The 15,480-nt window shown below is 68.0% G+C and carries 13 protein-coding genes, 1 tRNA gene and 3 pseudogenes; 10 read left to right on the forward strand and 7 right to left on the reverse strand.

Annotated elements, in window-relative coordinates:
- Positions 1-608 precede the first annotated feature (608 nt).
- Complete coding sequence (locus AB0F82_RS35890) at positions 609-791, reverse strand: hypothetical protein (RefSeq protein WP_362635377.1); 183 nt, start codon at positions 789-791, stop codon at positions 609-611.
- A 351-nt stretch (positions 792-1,142) separates the two neighbouring features.
- On the opposite strand from AB0F82_RS35890, the gene AB0F82_RS35895 reads away from it, so the two are divergent.
- The 7 genes from AB0F82_RS35895 (at position 1,143) to AB0F82_RS35925 (ending at position 8,493) form a co-directional block, all read left to right on the forward strand.
- Positions 1,143-3,686: a DEAD/DEAH box helicase gene (locus AB0F82_RS35895; RefSeq protein ID WP_362635379.1), complete on the forward strand. Its 2,544-nt coding sequence runs from the start codon at positions 1,143-1,145 to the stop codon at positions 3,684-3,686.
- 226 nt (positions 3,687-3,912) lie between these two features.
- On the forward strand, positions 3,913-4,485 hold the full coding sequence (locus AB0F82_RS35900) for a hypothetical protein (RefSeq protein WP_362635382.1): 573 nt from the start codon (positions 3,913-3,915) through the stop codon (positions 4,483-4,485).
- A gap of 1,062 nt (positions 4,486-5,547) precedes the next feature.
- Positions 5,548-6,303 (forward strand): hypothetical protein, encoded by a 756-nt coding sequence (locus tag AB0F82_RS35905; RefSeq protein ID WP_362635383.1) that lies wholly within the window; start codon positions 5,548-5,550, stop codon positions 6,301-6,303.
- 75 nt (positions 6,304-6,378) lie between these two features.
- Positions 6,379-6,438 (forward strand) — tRNA-Ala (locus AB0F82_RS35910).
- 240 nt (positions 6,439-6,678) lie between these two features.
- The gene (locus AB0F82_RS35915; protein ID WP_362635386.1) at positions 6,679-7,377 is read left to right on the forward strand and encodes a PP2C family protein-serine/threonine phosphatase; all 699 of its coding nucleotides are present in this window, start codon (positions 6,679-6,681) and stop codon (positions 7,375-7,377) included.
- A complete protein-coding gene (locus AB0F82_RS35920) occupies positions 7,374-7,745 on the forward strand; it encodes an STAS domain-containing protein (protein WP_362635388.1) in 372 nt (123 codons plus the stop codon). Before AB0F82_RS35915 ends, AB0F82_RS35920 begins: the two co-directional genes overlap by 4 nt.
- A 352-nt stretch (positions 7,746-8,097) precedes the next feature.
- Positions 8,098-8,493 (forward strand): ATP-binding protein, encoded by a 396-nt coding sequence (locus AB0F82_RS35925; protein WP_362635390.1) that lies wholly within the window; start codon positions 8,098-8,100, stop codon positions 8,491-8,493.
- Positions 8,494-8,794: 301 nt separating this feature from the next.
- On the opposite strand, the pseudogene AB0F82_RS35930 reads toward AB0F82_RS35925, so the two are convergent.
- Positions 8,795-9,976, reverse strand: a pseudogene (locus tag AB0F82_RS35930) (serine hydrolase domain-containing protein).
- 82 nt (positions 9,977-10,058) lie between these two features.
- Positions 10,059-11,177, reverse strand: a complete 1,119-nt coding sequence (locus AB0F82_RS35935) for an IS630 family transposase (protein WP_362635393.1) — start codon at positions 11,175-11,177, stop codon at positions 10,059-10,061.
- 86 nt (positions 11,178-11,263) lie between these two features.
- On the opposite strand from AB0F82_RS35935, the pseudogene AB0F82_RS35940 reads away from it, so the two are divergent.
- Positions 11,264-11,647: pseudogene (locus AB0F82_RS35940) on the forward strand (transposase); the annotation flags it as partial.
- Between the two features lie 132 nt (positions 11,648-11,779).
- On the opposite strand, the gene AB0F82_RS35945 reads toward AB0F82_RS35940, so the two are convergent.
- Complete coding sequence (locus AB0F82_RS35945) at positions 11,780-12,187, reverse strand: VOC family protein (RefSeq protein WP_436842255.1); 408 nt, start codon at positions 12,185-12,187, stop codon at positions 11,780-11,782.
- Positions 12,188-12,631: 444 nt separating this feature from the next.
- Here AB0F82_RS35945 and AB0F82_RS35950 point away from each other — a divergent pair, with 444 nt between their 5' ends.
- Both AB0F82_RS35950 and AB0F82_RS35955 read left to right on the forward strand, forming a co-directional pair.
- Entirely contained in the window at positions 12,632-13,174 is a 543-nt protein-coding gene (locus AB0F82_RS35950) for a hypothetical protein (protein ID WP_362635396.1), read from the forward strand.
- 26 nt (positions 13,175-13,200) lie between these two features.
- A complete protein-coding gene (locus AB0F82_RS35955; RefSeq protein ID WP_362635398.1) occupies positions 13,201-13,701 on the forward strand; it encodes a hypothetical protein in 501 nt (166 codons plus the stop codon).
- Positions 13,702-13,762: 61 nt separating this feature from the next.
- Here AB0F82_RS35955 and AB0F82_RS35960 read toward each other — a convergent pair whose 3' ends face one another.
- From AB0F82_RS35960 to AB0F82_RS35970, 3 genes and pseudogenes are all read right to left on the reverse strand, one after another.
- The gene (locus AB0F82_RS35960) at positions 13,763-13,999 is read right to left on the reverse strand and encodes a hypothetical protein (RefSeq protein ID WP_362635445.1); all 237 of its coding nucleotides are present in this window, start codon (positions 13,997-13,999) and stop codon (positions 13,763-13,765) included.
- 91 nt (positions 14,000-14,090) lie between these two features.
- A pseudogene (locus AB0F82_RS35965) lies at positions 14,091-14,366 on the reverse strand (relaxase domain-containing protein); the annotation flags it as partial.
- 176 nt (positions 14,367-14,542) lie between these two features.
- Entirely contained in the window at positions 14,543-15,352 is an 810-nt protein-coding gene (locus tag AB0F82_RS35970; RefSeq protein WP_362635401.1) for a leucine-rich repeat domain-containing protein, read from the reverse strand.
- Between the last annotated feature and the right edge of the window lie 128 nt (positions 15,353-15,480).

Consider the following 15,480-nt stretch of genomic DNA (forward strand, 5'->3'; position numbering starts at 1 on the left):
CTCAGGGTCCCGCTCCGCGGGACCCTGAGCGCTGGCGCGCTCAGGAGTGAAGGCCTCCGCTGCGCTCCGGCCTGGCTTCGCTGACGCTTCGCCAGATTCCCGCGCAAGCGCGGGGAATTGACGTCCGCAAGCGGACGTCCAGGGGAAGGCCCGGCGCAAGCGCCGGGCTGGTGCCGCTGACGCGGCACCAGATGCCCCTCGCAAGCGGGGGCATTGAAGGGATGTCCGCTGACGCTCCCACCCCTTCTGGTCCTTCCGGCTTCGCCTTCAGGACCTAGGCCCGCTGCCGCGGGCCCGGCTGGCGACAGCGGGGAGCGGGGCTGGTCTGTCGGGTGCCGGCGGCGGTGTCAGTGGCCCCGGCTAAGGTCCCCTTTCCGACGGGGTCGGTGGCGAAGATCCAGCACGGGAAACCCAACGGCAGAACCTCCCGGTCTGCGCGGGGGTGGTCACGGCCTAACCGGCGCCGGGGAAAAAGGGCCCAGCGAACGCTTGCCAGCGCCGACCCCGTCAGCCTGATTCAAGGGGCGGCAGGCGGCTCCGCCTACTACCGTCCGGCTTCGTCCTCCAGCCCGCAAGCGGGCTTTGCTGGCAGCAGCTGGAGGGCTGTGTCACGGGGAGCTCGTCCCCGCCAGGAACATCACCAGCGTGAGTGCCCACAGCAGGAAGAGAGCCCCAGACACGAGCAGGCAGCCGGTCCGCTTCTCCTCCGGCATGAAGAACGCGATGGCAACGCACGCCGCAAAAACCACCAGGACAAGGATCGCCGGGAGCAGAACGACTCCGAGCGCCATCGGACCTCCAAGGGTTCAGCCAGCCGACGCATTCTCAAAGCTTCGCCGCACCGGGCTCGGCCACAGGGGCCGGCCCCCCGCTTCAGGCCGGCGGGGTTCACGAAGACACCGACCCGCATGCCACGCGTGCGGCTGGCGCGCACACCGCTTCTTGACCCAACCGGCGTCTGTGAGGCGCCGTGCGCCCAGCCTCCGAAAGTAGTGGGCACCCCGCGCACCCGGCCGGTCGCGGTACAGTCTTCAGTGTGCATCACTTCGGATGTGATGTGTGTAGCTGTGTAGGATCCCGAGAACATCGCCACCCCCTCCCCGGCGGGTCTGTCCGCCGCTTCGAATTCAGCGGAGTGCCGAATGCAGAAGTCTGGTGACATCGTGCTGCGTCCTCATCAGGAGGAGGCGGTGGAGGCGATTGTCCGGGGGCTGGATATTCCGCCAGGGAGGCTGATTCCGGAGGCTGGTCTGCGGGCGACGGTGGTGGCGGCGTGCGGGACCGGGAAAACGTTCATGGCGGCCGCTGCCGCACTCCGGCTCGCCCGGCACGGCCGGGTCCTGGTGCTCCTGCCGACCCTGGACCTGCTCACGCAGACGGTGCGGGAGTGGCGGCTCGCCGGACACACCGGGCCGGCGGTCGCGGTCTGCTCGCTCGAGGACGACCCGCAGCTGTGGCAGCTCGATGTGCGGACGACGACGTCGGCGCCGCAGCTGGGGCTGTGGCACGGGCGCGGCCCGGTCACGGTGTACGCGACGTACGCGTCGCTGCCGGTCATCGCCGAGGCGCACGAGGGCGCGTACGGGCTACCGATGGACTTCTTCGACCTGGTCGTGGTCGACGAGGCGCACCGGACGTCCGGGTCGGCCGGGAAGGCGTGGGCCGATGTCCACCGGCAGGAGGTGATTCCGGCGATGCGCCGGCTCTACATGACCGCCACCCCCCGGATCTGGATGGAACGCCCCCCGCGGTCTCGAGCGCAGGGGCAGGAGCTTGAGGAAGCGCGTCGGCTCGCCGACGAGGAATTGCGTAGGGAGGTCGAGGCGGAGGAGCGCAGGGAGGCGGAGGCCGAGGGGCAGACGTACGTCTCCCGGGCGCGCTGGGACCGGCTCCCGAAGGAGCTCGCGTGCTCGATGGACGACGAGAAGGTGTTCGGGCCCGTCGTCTACGAACTCTCCCTCGCATCGGCGATCTCCCGCGGGCTGCTGGCGAAGTACCAGATCGTCGTCGCCGAGCTGACTGACCCGGTGGTGACCCCGGACCGGCTGCTGGGTGAGGAGCGGTACGAGGAGCAGCTCCGCGGGCAGCGGCTCGCCGCGATGCAGACCGCCCTGCTGGAGACCATGTCCGCGCACGGGCTGCAGACGACGATCACGTTCCATCACCGGACCATCGAGGCGGAGGCCTTCGCCGCTGGCCTGGACCGGGTAGCGCGCCGGCTTCACGCCGTGGATCCGGTGCGGCATCCGGAGCGGGTGTGGTCGGGGTGGCTGTGCGGGGAACACGAAGGCGCCCACCGGCAGACCGTACTTGCCGACTTCGGGCGCCGGGCCGGCCGTGCCGTGCTCTCGAACTGCCGGGTCCTGGGTGAAGGCGTCGACATCAGGGCGACCGACAGTGTGGCCCTGATCGACCCCAAGGGGTCGGCCGTCGACATCGTCCAGGCCATCGGACGGGCTCTGCGCCAGCACCCCGGCCAGGGCAAGACGGCAACCCTGATCGTGCCCGTCTTTCTGGGCGCGGATGAAAAACCGGAGGACATGCTTTCCTCTAATTCCTACCGCCCTCTTATTCGGGTATTGGAAGGATTGCGGGCCCACGACTCCCGCGCCGTGGAAATGCTTGCGATTCCGCAGGAGAATCAGAAACGCGTCGTTGAGCCGTCTGTGTCGGTCGGGAAGGCCCCGAAGGAGGGTGAAGAGGAGTCGCGGCTGCTACTCCGGTTCGCGACGCCGCGAGACCCGGCGCTGATCGCGAAATGGATCACCTATCAGGTGATCAACACCGAGCGGCAGGACTGGCGGCGGGGCGCGGAGGCCGCGCTGCGCTACCGGCAGCGCGAAGGCGATCTGGACGTCCCGTACGAGCACGTCGAGACAGCGGGGGCGTTCCCGCTGGGCAGGTGGCTGTCCGACCAGCGGCGGGCCTACCGCGCCGGAACCATGACCGGCGAACGCGCGGCCGAGCTGGAAGAACTCGGGATCGTCTGGGACACCGCCGACCACGGGTTCGAGACCAACCTCGGCGCAGCCCGCGCCTACTACGCCCTCCACGGGACCCTCGCGGCTCCACGGGGAGCCACCATCCTCGACATCGCGATCGGGCAATGGCTCACCAACATCCGCCGGCCGGGCGGGCTGGGCAAGGACCCCGGCCGGGCCCGCCGGCGGGCCGCCGCGCTCGCCGCCATCGACCCCGACTGGAACCCGGGCGAACGTGGGTGGACGATCGACTGGCAACGCCACTACACCTACCTCACCCAACTCCTGACCGAAGGCGCGCGGCTGACCGCGATCGTCCCCGGTGTGACCCGGCACGGCGACGACATCGGACGGTGGCTCACCACCCAACAACGGAACTGGAACCGGCTCAACGCCGAACAGCGGTGCAGGCTCGCCACGCTCGGCGTAACCAAGGCCCCACCCGCCCGAAGGACGGCGGCGAAAACGGCCACGGGCACCGGGCCGCGCGCGGGCGGCGAAGCCTTCCAGAAGGGCCTTGAGGCTCTCACGCAGTACATCACGCGGGAGGGCGCCCTGCCGGGGCGCGCCGGAGTGCAGGAAATGCCCGACGGGGACATCCACCGCGTCGGGGTATGGCTCGCCAACCAGAAGGCGCGCCGCGACAGGCTCGACCCCGCCCAGCTCGCCGCCCTCGCCCAACTCGGCATCGGCTGGGCCCGGTAGGTGAGGCGGGCCAGCGCCACGAAGCAGCCGGGAAGAAGCCCTCGAACACAACCGCCGGAAGATCGTGGCCCCGGAACCGGGGACGCATCCCGGCTGCCGTCACGTCATCCGGAGCAACGAAGATGCCGTGATCACCGGGCTATGAAGAATCCGGGGCGCCTATCAATTTCCCGGGGGATATACAGGCCACTCCTGGCCGGTTAACCCATAAGAAAAGGAAAAAGGAATGTCGGATCCGTCTACTTTCGAGAGTCAACTGGCCGCGATCGGCCTGTTTTTGGACAGGGACATCGCAGCCCCGGAGGATGCCGTCCCTCCTGCGGTCGCAGGCCAGATGATGAGCGTCCGGCCGGGTGACTCACGCAGCGAAGCGTGGGTGGACCTGCAGGATCCTCTTCTCCACGAGAAGGGGAATGCCGACTGGTACCGCCTCTCGGTCGCCCACGGACTGTTCGAGGAGGACGACCCGACCTTCTTCATCGCGCTGCAGCAGCCCGATGCTGAAAGCCCGTCCCGATGGACCTGTGTGACATTGCGGGACCCCTGGGACATGATGGGCAAGGGCGCGGCCGGAATCCTCGGCAGCGGCCATGGGCGTCCGGAATTCCTCGCCCTGTCCCGTGATGGGAACGTGCTGTGCTGCGGAAGCACCTCCCAATCCTCGATCGGCACGGTGGTGGTGACATCACCGGAGCGCCAAGAGGTTCTCCAGCGATTCGCCCGCTACCTCAGCATCGCCGACGTCGGATATCCGGAGTCGCGGGCGGCCGCAAAGCGGTGGCTCGAGAGCACGGAGTGACACAGATGCTCCACCGGCCCCGCCACGGACGGCGGCGTTGTCAGGGAGTGGAGGCTCGCGTCCACGAGGCGGCCCACCAAAGCCGCTTCTGAGGGCCTTCTTCCAGGAGGTTCCGGCCGTCAGACGGTTCAGGTGCCGGGCGACAGTATGTGTGCCCTCGCTTTCGCCGATCCTCTGCATACGGGCGGCCAGCAGCGGCCACTACCGTGAGCCGACCAGGAAGCCCGCTTCCCGCTCCGGCAGGATCTCCCGCACCAACGACACCACGCGGCCGGGTGCACCTTCAGCTGTTCCAAAGCGCGGGCCCGGTCACCGAGGTCGAGGTCGCGCGGATCCTTCACCGCGGCCGTGGCCAGATCCTCCTTCAGGGCGGTGAGCGTCTCGGCCAGCATGTCCGGACCATCCCCGCGGGCGCGGGGTCGACAACGTCCGGACGGCCTGATGGTGCTTGCCTGTCGGACCATCCCCGCGGGCGCGAGGTCAACCTCACCGGCGCGCGGACCATCTCCGCAAGCGTGGGGTCGACTGCGCCACGCTCAGGTCCGGCTACCCGCGTTCCGGATCATCTCCGGCTGCGGTCCAGTTCACCCACGAGGGACCATGCCCGCAGGCGCGGGGTCGACCCGCCGCCGCCGGTGGGGCCCACCGGGTAGCGGACCATCAGGCGCGGGGGTCGACATCTACCTGGAGGGCCTGACCGCGATGCCCGCGGGGGTGGCCCGGTGAGTACCTCGCCTTCCCCGGGGCGGCAGAGGTCGATCCCGCGCCCGCGGATATGGGCTCCCCAAGGCCCGTTCGTCCGCCGAGGTCTTCACCGGCACAGCCGCCGCTGGCGGGCGGCTTCCGCCGCCTGGCTGGCTGGCGGCGTCGAGCTGCGGCGCGCCGCCCGCACCCACACCTCCGCACCGGCGGAAGGGGAAGCAGGTGGCTATCCGCTCCGGCGCGGTGCCACTGCTCCCTTCGGTGGGCAGCTCCCGCTCCGGGCGCTGGCCGTTCGACGGGATGGCCGGTTCCAGTACCATGCTCCCACTAATTGAACGCGCTCAAATCCTGGGGGCTTTGGTGGGGGAAGAAGCGAGGGGCCGTCGGCTCGCCGTCGTACTGTGGTCGGCGCTCGCGGTGGAGACCGGGGGGCTGGTGGGGACGTTCGCACTGGCGGACACCACCATGCTGGTGCCGGACTACGACGGCACTCTCGTCATGGAGTGCGTAGTTCTGCTCTACCTGGCACTAGCGGTCCTGCCGGTCGTGGTCGCGGTGCTGGCGCTGCGCACTCCCCGGAACACCGCTGCCGCCTGCCGGGCAGCCGCCTCGTGGATCGTCGCGCTAGCCCTCATATTCGTGCTGGTAACAGCAGGTTCGGGGCCCTGGGTCCTCTGGTGCGCCCTGACGATGGTTGCCTCGTGCGCGGCCACCGTCATCTGCGCCGACAGCCCCAGGGGGCTGTCGAACATGCCGTCTCGCGCCGCGGCCGCGATTGCCGTCGTCGCGCTGGTGGCGGCGGCCTGCGGCTCCTGCTCCGGGCCGTACATGGACTATCCGGGGGTGTGGACCGCCCCGAAGGATGCAGCGTCCCTGACCCTGACCGAGGAGCCCGGGCAGGGCGGCCAGTACACCCTGCGAATCGGGACGTGCACGGAGCAGGGGAGATGGGCCTTCGACTACCCGCAAATGTCGACTTCGGTCCAGGTATGGCTACACCGCGAGGGCGCGATCGCGTGCATCCCGGGCCGCCCGGAGGCCCAGGTGCACATCGTCGGCGGCGATCGGAGGGCTCCGGTCATCGCGATTTTCGGGCTGCTTCTGACGAAACAGTGAGCGAGGCGCTCAGAGCCGTTCGGGCGGCCCTCGGCCACGCCAGCTGTCGTGCCTGATCAGCTCCCACCCGTACTGGGCTGAGCTGGTAGACGCGCCCTCTTGGCAAGAGGGGAGGACGCCGGTTCGAATCCGGCCGCTCCCCCGCCGTGCAGTACCCACGAAACGGCCGGCGCCGGGCGGATCCCGAACCCGAACCCCGTGGAGTCCATGCGTTCTGGCCCGTGCGCCCTGGGCGCAGCGCGTGCCCCGGCCGGGTTCGCACGGCGGCCAGCGGCGGGGGCGGCCCCGGCCGTACTGCGTCCCGTCGCTGGGGACCGGGGCCTGTCCCGCACACTCCGTTCCGGCACGGGCCGGATATAGCCTAGGCCGTGTCCGATGGGTCGTGACTCGCTTGGGCGTCAAGGAAGCGATGCGGCGTTCTTCCTGGGCGATGTGTGCGGCAAGGGCCCCGAAGCCGCCGCCCTGACCTCTTTGACCCGCTACACCCTGCGCGCCGCGGCCCTGGTCGACCCCGACCCCGACGTGGTCCTCACCTCGCTGAACACCGCACTGCTGCTGGACCCTGCTGTCGGCACCCGGTTCTGTACCGCTGTCTTCGGCGTCCTCGGACCCCACGAGGAGGAAGGATTCACCGTCACGGTGGCCACCGGCGGGCACCCTCCGGCCTATCACCTGCGCGGCGACGGGGCAGTCGAAGCGGTGCACCCCAAGGGCGGCATGCTCATCGGAGCCCTCGATGGCGCACGCTTCGCCTCCCGCAGCATCCACCTCGCCCCCGGCGAAGGACTGCTCCTCTACACCGACGGGCTGACCGAGGCCCGCACCCTTGGTGGTGAAATGATCGGAGAGGAGGGCCTGACCGGATTCCTTTCCGCGCGCACGGCACCCGTCAGCGCGGCGGCGGTCATAGAGGACACCGTCGACCTCCTCGATGCCATGCCCCACGGGGCCGGTGATGACGTCGCCCTGCTGGCGCTGTCCGTTCCCCTCGCCGACGCCGCGGACGGCCTCACCGCCACCGCCACCGCCCACACCATCGCCCCCGCCGGCGAGACGCCGGAGAGACGCCCGTGACCGACTTCCGCCTCACCACACAGCACACCGACGGCGACCTTGCCCTGGCCCACGTCGCCGGGGAACTCGACGTAGCCACCGCCCCCCACCTACGCGCCCAGGCACTGGCCCTGATCGAGCAGGGCCACCGCCACCTCATCCTGGACCTCGCCGCCGTCACCTTCTGCGACTCCTCCGGCTTCAACGCCCTCGTCGGCATTCTCCGCTGCGCCAAGACCGCCGGCGGCACCCTGGTCCTCGCCACCGTCCCCGACCGCCTTGAGCGGCTGCTGGACCTCACCGGTATCAGCGCCCTGCTACCCGCCCACCCCACCGCCGCCCACGCCCTCGTCGCGCACACCCCCAGCCAAAAAACAGCCACCGCGTAACCCCCGCGGTGGCCTCCCGGCAAATTGGGGGGCTGCGTCTGGTTGTCGACGCCCGAGGCCAGCAGTTCGATACGGCGCTCCATCCCGCCGGTGCCGGCTTCCCCGGAAGCATCACCGTCACGCCGGGCCACATGGACTGGGCGCCCTGGCCGGGGCGGCAACGCCGCAGACGGTAGAGGTGTACGCCTGCCCATGGCCGCCTCTCGGGATCGCATTCAGCTCACTCGGGGCTGATCATCAGTGGGTCGGCTGGCGTACGAGGGGCGGCGACCGCTGTAGGCGTGGCCCCGGTTTCAGGTGTCGTAACGGGGCATGCGCGACATACGAGCCGCATCGACGGAAGGAGGAACAGGTGAGCACCGCCGTCCTGGATCAGCCCCTGTCCCGTGCCGCCCAGCCCTCCGCCTCAGCACGGGCCGCCACGCGCGCCTTCCTCGCCCGCGCAGCGCGCCTACGGGCCCCCGCCGAGGTCGGGAGCATAGACGCCGTGCTCCTGGTGGTGAGCGAACTCGTCACCAACGCGGTCCGACACACCGACGGCCCATGCACTCTGCGCCTGAAACTCCTGGACCACTCCATCGACGTCCGCGTCACCGACCGCAGCCCCCAGCATCCCCAACCCCGAACCCCCAGCACACAAGGAACCGGCGGGTGGGGCTGGCCCCTGATCAAGCGCCTCGCCACCCACATCCGCATCAAGCCGATGCCCGAGGGCGGCAAGACCATCAGCGCGGAACTCCCCTGGTAGCAGCGTCGCTCTGGGAACCTCCCCGCTAGAGGACCCACCAGCCCCGCTGGTCCCCCCTTACTCGGCCAGGGCCAGTGGGGCGTGGACTTCGTCTGCCGCGGCCGTTCCACGACGAGGGGCCACCGATCCGTTGTACCCTCCGTGCGACCGCCGGCCCCCGGGATACGGAGAGACCCCTCCCCTCGGCTATCGCCAGGTAAGACTCCTCATGCAGCTAGTGCTGTGACCGCATAGGTTTGCCGGGTTGCCCGAGCCCCAACCGCTGGTCGCCATGCACTGGAGTGGATGGACGGTCCGGCTGTCAGTCGGCGAGGGCGGCGTTGACGAGCGCCTTGATGTACGGAAGCTCATTGCCGGTCCCCGTCGGGTTCAGGGAGTACACCACGCGGTGTCGGAGGTCGCGGGTAGTGAAGATCCCGTTGTTCCAGCCGGGGCGGGAACCGGTCTTGCCCCAGGCGTACTCGCCGTCCGGGAGCTGGTAGCGCAGGAGCCCGCTGACGCTGTAGCAGGCCGCCTGGCCGACGCAGTTCGTGTTGTCGGCGGCGCTCTGCACGTTCGGAACCTCGAACACCAGCTTCTGCTGGGCGGGCGGAAGCAGGCGGCCCCGGAACAGCGCGGTGATGAAGCGGTCCAGGTCGGCGGCGGTGGAGATCATGCCTCCCTCAGCCCACGGGTACGGGCTCTGCTCGGTTACGTCCTGCCCGTCGACGTACACCTCCGCGTGGGGCGAGGGGATTGTCGGGTCGTCGGCGGCGGGCAAGGTGGTGTGGCGCAGGCGCAGCGGCCGGATGATCCTGTGCTCCAGTTCGTTGGTGAAGGAGTGGCCGGTGACCTTCTCAACGATCAGGCCGAGTACCAAGGAGTTGAGCCCGTTGTACTGCTGCTCGGAGCCAGGGGTGGGCGGCACGTCGGTGGCTGCGGCGAACGAGTCGCGCAGGAAGTCTTCGGGCGTCACGGACTTGAGCTGCCATCCGGGTCCGTCGGCCGGGCAGGGAGTCGATACGGGCTTGGGCAGGCCGCTCGTGTGGTCGAGGAGCTAGCGCACGGTGACGCGGTCGTAGGCTTCGGGCAGTGCTTCGGGGACGTACCTCCGCGCCGGTGTGTCCAGGCCGATCCGGTGCTCAGCGACGAGCTGGAGAACCACTGTGTTGGTGAACACTTTGGTGACACTGCCGATCCGGAAATGCGCGTCAGCGGTGACCGGGCCGACAGCGGCCCCCACGCCGTCCCTTCTGATCAGCGCGCCCGCGACGACGTCGTCGGGCAGGCGGTCGAGGATGTTCTGGACGGCCGGGTTCACGGACGCCGGGGCGCTGGAGGCAGGCGTGGCTGCGGCCGCGGGCAGAGCCGCGCCAGCGGTGAGAGCGGTGGCTAGGGCGAGGGTGGTGACGGCGAGACGGATATGCATCCAGGTTTCTCCAGAGCGGCGCTGATGAGACTTGTTCACTACGCCAACTCTGCTGCGAACAGTCGCTGTCGCCATCAGTGATCCCCCTGATCACAACCCTGGACTACCCCTGAGAGATGCGACCTGGCGCTGCCGCCACCCCAGTTCGCCGGGTTGCTCAGGCTGCGGCTGCGAGGGGGCGTCCGCCCCAGCGGATGCCCTTCTCGCTGCGGATGCGGATGCGTTCCTTGCGTTGGGCGGCGAGTACGTCGGGGTGGCGGGCGTTGGCGTTGCGCCAGCGCAGGTAGGCGTGCAGGGCCCGGGTCTGGACCGGGTGGTTGGAGTGGTTGGAGTTGGCGAGGGTGAACTGGCGCAGCGGTCCGAAGTGGGCCTCGATCGGGTTGGCCCAGGAGGCGTAGGTCGGGGTGAAGCACAGCTCGACCTTCTTCTTCGCCCAGCGGCGGATGTCGGCGCCGGTGTGGGCGGAGAGGTTGTCCAGGATGATGTAGATCGGGGCTCCGTCTGGCCGGGCGGCACGGATCGATTTCAGCGCGGCCAGGGTGTTGGCCGTGCCTTTGCGGCGGCGGTTGACGCCCCACAACCGGTCGTCGCCCACGGAGTAGCAGGCGTGGAAGTAGGTGACGCCGTGGGTGCGGCGGTAGGTCGCCGGCAGGCGGTCGGGCTTGCCCTGCTTCGCCCAGCAGGAGCCTGCAGTGGGCCTGATCCCCAGGGGCCCGAACTCGTCGAAGGCGAATACCCGGTCGGGGAAGCGGTCCAGCACCTGCTCAATGCGGCCGAGCTTGGCGTCGCGGTCGGGGTCGGGCGACTCCTTCCAGGTCTGGGTGCGCTGGAAGGTGATGCCGCGGCGCAACAGCAGGCACCGTAAGGCCTCTCGGCCGATACGGATGACGCGTCCGTGCACGCGGCGCAGGTAGGCGGCGAGTTTACGGATCGACCAGCGGGTGAAGGGCTGGCCGAGCTTGGTGGGGCGGGTGGTGGCCGTCTGGACGACGAAGTCCTCGTCGTCAGGGGTGAGCAGGCGGGGACGGCCTCCCGCCCATAGAGGGTCCAGGCAGGCCAGACCGATCTCGTTGAACCGGTGGATCACATCACGCACCGTGTCCTCGTCGGCCTGCACCAGCTGCGCGATCACTGTGACGCGGTTCCCGCCGGCGGACGCCAGCAGCATCATCGCCCGGCGGTAGCGCACCGAGCTGGTACTGCCCCGGCGCACGATCTGCTGCAGCTTCTGCCCTTCCTGATCGGTCAGTCTGCGCACCCGCACAGGCTCGGCCACCACACCTCCAGCAGTCGGACGGACTTCACCGCCCATCCAACCGCTCCAACCGCCAACCCGGCGAACCTATGCGGTCACAGCACTAGTCGATGAACCACCAGGTGGTCATCGACGCCGACACCCGCCTGGTCGTGGTGGTCGGCCGGCCTCTGCCGGGAAACCGCAACGACTGTCGGGCATGGGCCGAGTCCGGTGCCAAGCAGTCAGTCGGCAACACTACGACGATCGCGGACGGCGGCTACCTGGGCACCGGGCTGATCATGCCGCAGCGCCAGCGAAAGGGCGAGGAACTGCCCGACTGGAAGCAGGCCCACAACAAGAGCCACAAACGGGTTCGCGCCCGCGTGGAACACGCCTTCGCCCGTATGAAGACCTGGAAGATCCTGCGCGACTGCCGCCTGAGGGGCGACGGTGTGCGCCACGCGATGCACGGCGTTGCCCGCCTCCACAACCTGGCTCTCACGGGATGACTCCCGCCGCATGCGGGACCTGAGAGGTCCGCGGGAGACCGGCCTTGGGGAACATCGGGTCAGCCGATATCGGCTCCCCCGATGTTCCCCAAGGCCGGAGACGGCTCCCCACCTCGCAGTCTCGGAGGAGGATCAGGCGAGGCAGAACTCGTTGCCCTCGATGTCCTGCATCGTGATGCACGACTCGTTGACGCCATCGGCGCGCTGCGTCAGCACGTGTTTCGCGCCCAGTGCCATCAGCCGTGCGCATTCGGCCTCGAGTGTGGCCAGGCGCTCATCACCCACGAGCCCTGTGCCGGCCCGCACATCGAGATGCACCCGGTTCTTGACGATCTTCCCTTCAGGAACTCGCTGGAAGAGCAAGCGCGGGCCCGCACCCGAGGGATCGGTGCACGCGAAGTAGATCTCATCCTCGGGCGGCAGCGAGAGGTGGTACTCCTCCCACGTGGCGAAGCCCTCCGGGACCGTCGGCACGACGTACCACAGCACCTCGCACCAGAAGGCGGCGACGCGCGCAGGCTCCGCGCAGTCGAAGGTCACTTGGAACTGTTTGATCGTTTACATCGACGCACGATAACAGGGCCCTGCGTATCTCCCCAGGTCGGGAGGTACGCACGTTGTCGGGTGGAGGCGGCTGCTACCCGCTGTTGTGTCGTGCGGTCGCAGGGGTGAACCGAGGTCAGTGCCTCCCCAACGGGAACCTGGGATGCGATACCGGCCAGCCACTCTCGTACTGCCAAAGATCAGTTACGGGACAACCCTTAGGACTCCTTCGCGACCCAAGCGTAGATGTCCCCGCCGTGAGATTGGTGCGCCGGAGGGCGAGCGACCACCGGAATGCACAACTCCTGTAACAGGATGTGAACATGCATGTACCGAGCGCCACTCGATGGTTAACATTGGGACCGAAAGTGGATCAATGACATCTAAGGATGGCATGCCCCCGCGCAGATCATTGGGGATGGGGGAAGGCTTGGAGGTCCCGTGGACAGCGCGACGATTGCTGCACTAATTGGTGCGCTTGCTTCCATCATGGTTGCCCTGATCGCCCCACGTGTGACCAAGCGCATGCAGAGGAAGGAAATAGAGTCCACAGAGGCGACGCAGCGGCGGAGTCGGGAATTGCTGTTCAATCGCATGTTGCACATCCGTGAGACCAGCCGCCAGATGGTCAGCGATGTCTCTTTCCTAATTGCATCTCTCCATGACGGCCGAGACACAGCCGCACTTCGGGAGCGGATCACAATGAATCGGGCGCAGATATCTGAGCACACCGACATTATTCTTGCCATTTCACAGCAATTTCCTAGCATTGTCGCCCGTTGGGCCGCCTACCAGGAGGCTCTAAAGCGGATTCTGATCACAGAAAGAGATTTCCGACAAGCAGGTAATTCCAGCTCCTCTGACGGGCTTACTGCCCTGATCTCGGCCAGGTCGGCTCTCGTGAGCGAGCTTAAATCTGCATCCGAGCAATTGGGGTACCCCCTGCTTGTGCGCGACCCTGACCTGCCCGCGGGGCCGCAGTGACTGCGCAAGCAGTCATTTGGGGAAGCGTGATCGGCGGCCTGTGGATGATCGGGGGCGTACTGCCCAAAATTCTACACAGGCGGAAGATTGCCAGAATCACCGCAGAACTAGCGTTGACCTTTCCGGCACTGCGGGCGGAAGAGGCTTGGCAAGTTTTACTACGCGAGGCCATGAAGTTCAAACAAGGACTTGAAATAGATTCGACCACCCTCTTGGCCTACCGCCTAGAACTGGCAGAGCTGCAGCGTGAAGGCCTGCCAGCACATCTCGCGAACCGGCCGACTATTCGCGCCCTCGGAGCTGGTCGCGGAGAGTCGGCCGCTACCCTGTCGCGACACTTCAGTGCAATCGGGCAGATCTGGCACGCTTACGCGCTTCACTTGCAGGAAATCGTGCGCTCCAGCCCTTACGATTTGGTGGCGCTTGATGCCTTATGTAAACAATTTCGCCAACTCTCCTATTGCGCCACCGATGAAATCGAAGACTCCATCTCCCTCATTCGCGACGGATTGTCGCGATATAAGTGACAAATGCCAGGACCGTCGGACCAGATCCCGATAGCAGTGTTCCCGACGACCCCTTTAGGGATCACGTCGGGGCGAGGACCGAAAGACCGGCGGCAGCGTGGGTGCGCGGAAACTCTGCGGCCTCCTCGACGCTTCGGACAGTCCGGGCCGCCTTGTCAGGGTCTTGGTGGCTGGCCCACCCGCAGTGCATGCCGTCGAACACCTCCACGTACCTGACGCCGGCCTCGCGGGTGCGGTTGAGGGTGCCCGCGTTGTAGGCCACCGCGGACTTGGCCAGGGTTGCCGCCTCTGCCCACACGCGGACAGGGACACGGGCGCCGTTGCGGTGGACGACGTGGGCCAGCTGGTGATCGTCCCGGAGCCGTGCTGCCAGGCTGGGAGCTGCATGCCGTGCGGTGACGTTCGATCGGGCGGCCCAGCACCGTTGCCCGCCGCGCCTTCGCCGGGGTGTCGCCCGCCTCCAGGCGCTCGCGCTCGATCCGGTCGGCGCCCGGGTGCCGGCCTTCGCCGAGGAGGAGTTCGGCCTGCCGCTCGGTCACCACATCCCCGGCCACGAGGCCGACCGCAGCCAGGCCCCGGCCCTTCCAGACGCCGGGCGGGACCCCGGCCTCGTCCTGGGCGGCGCGCAGGGGCCTCCCCATAGGGCGGTGGCCGTCGCCGACCATCACACCGCGGAAGAGATAGCGCCACCCGCTCCCCGGACCGACCTTCGCTTCACTGGCTATGTCCTCCTTTTCGGGAGGCGTTTGTCGATGGCGACGGATGGCACTGCGGCGGCAGATCGAAGATCCAAGTCAATGAGATTTGATGTCGCCTGCGTGTGCGATTAGGTGCTTGTTGTTCAGTCCCAGTCAGCTGCGGGTTGGCTGACCCGGCCGCCCGTATGCGCGGATTGGACGTAGTCCTCGGGCGCCTGGGGAAGGGCAGCCACGCATTGCGGAGAGCATGCGTTGACCAGGAGGGGCAGGACATCCGTGGCCACGCGCAAGGAGATCCAGACCGGATGGAGTCCGCCCTGCTCTATGGGTTGGTCGCAGACGCTGCATGATGAGACGGCTGTCGTGCCCCAGCGACGTGCGTCCAATCCTGTTGTGTCGAGGCCGGCGACCGAGCTGAGAGCGGGTGCAAGCCGGGGGAACGGTGCCCGCAGCTTGTAGTTTCCGAACAGAGAACGCGTGCTGACCGTGCTCCTCACGAGCCGGGTGCATCTGGTGATTTCGTAGGGGAACCAGTGCAGCCGGTAGGAGGTGTAAGGGGTGAACTCCTCCAGGCTGGTCATCGCACCGATTTCGGGTGGGAGCCGGACGAGGTTGCTGCCGTAGAGCACGAGGTGCTTGACCGCCGTCAGCTTGCCGATGGCCGGCGGTAGAGTGACGACCTGCCGCCGTTCCTCGGGGCTGAGCTCAACAAGGGGACGGAGCTCTTCCCGACCGTCGGCGGCCGCCTCGTCGATGAGCTCAAGTAGGTGCTGCCAGCCCGGAGCCGAGGTGTCTTGGAGCTCGGTGTGGAACCCGACGCGAGCACGCTGGTGCGGCTTGCGCTGATCGAAGCAGCGGCAGGTCTCCCGGTAGGACTTGCGTCCAACCAGCTCCGGTCCGGACGTATCGCCCCACCGGTTCACGAAAAGCTGCTGCTCTCCCTCATCCACCATGACACCAACATACGGGCGCTCTCCTCGAATGGCCCAGCATTTTGGGGAAGAACTGCTGGTCAGCCAACCTCGGCGCGATCAGCTTGGGCTTTTGTGGACGTTCACGTAATTCCTCACGTCCACGGTCA

Origin of the sequence: Streptomyces virginiae, from assembly GCF_040638905.1 — a bacterium.
GTDB lineage: Bacteria > Actinomycetota > Actinomycetes > Streptomycetales > Streptomycetaceae > Streptomyces > Streptomyces virginiae_B.